Source organism: Hymenobacter sp. BT559, assembly GCF_017571525.1.
Taxonomy (GTDB): domain Bacteria; phylum Bacteroidota; class Bacteroidia; order Cytophagales; family Hymenobacteraceae; genus Hymenobacter; species Hymenobacter ginsengisoli.
Genome location: NZ_JAGETY010000033.1, coordinates 1 through 888, shown reverse-complemented (window position 1 = coordinate 888; position 888 = coordinate 1). Strand labels below are relative to the sequence as shown.

At 60.7% G+C, this 888-nt stretch carries 1 protein-coding gene; it reads left to right on the top strand.

Features of this window, described 5'->3' with window-relative positions; all coding sequences use genetic code 11:
* Positions 1–84: 84 nt before the first annotated feature.
* The gene (locus J4D99_RS21710) at positions 85–867 is read left to right on the top strand and encodes an IS5 family transposase (RefSeq protein ID WP_208133848.1); all 783 of its coding nucleotides are present in this window, start codon (positions 85–87) and stop codon (positions 865–867) included.
* Positions 868–888: the final 21 nt, after the last annotated feature.

Sequence of the window (888 nt, the reverse complement as noted above, 5' to 3'; positions counted from 1 at the left end):
CTTAGAACGTGTTTGGGAATCGGGTAGCCCCAAAGAAAACGAGCCAGTAAGCAGTAAGCGGAGTTCCTAGGCTCCGCTTACCTTATGGTTGAGTGCTACCAACCCCTTACTGCCTCGCAGTGGCAAGTTATGGAACCGCTGCTGCCCACCCAACGGAAACGCCGCCACAGCTTGCGACAAATACTTGACGCTATGTTATATATCTGCCGTACCGGGTGCCAATGGCGAAACCTGCCTACCTGTTTCCCACCCTGGCCAGCCGTGTATTACTACTTCGCCCGGTGGCGAGCAGATGGCACGTTTGAGCGCCTGAGTCAGGCCAGTAACCGCGCCGACCGGCTGGCGCAGGGACGGCTGCCCACGCCTTCGCTGGCGCTGGTCGATGCCCAAAGTGTCAAATTAGCCCCACGCCTGGGTCAGCAGCGGGGCCTGGATGCGCACAAGCGCGTCAATGGCCGCAAGCGCCAAGTACTCTGCGACACGGGTGGGCGAATCTGGCGCGTCGTGGTGCATGCGGCTAATGGCCACGACAGCCGCGGCGCACAGCCCCTGCTGCCCGACCCAAGTCAACTGCGTCCGGCCTGGGCCAGCCGCCTACGTAGCGTGTTGACGGACAAAGCGTATCAGGGGCGTTTTGTGCAACAGGTGCAGGCCTTAGGCTGGCAACATCACGTGGCCAGTCGTCCCCCAACTACCGAGCGCCGTTTCGTGCCGGTGGCCAAGCGCTGGGTCGTGGAACGTACTTTTGCTTGGCTCAACTGCTTCCGCCGGGTCGTCATGGACTATGAGCGCCAGCCCACTAGCCATGCGGCGTGGCTTTTTATCGCCAACCTAACCATGTCCCTGCGACGATCTACCAGCCTCTAATTCCCAAACACGCTCTTAGAG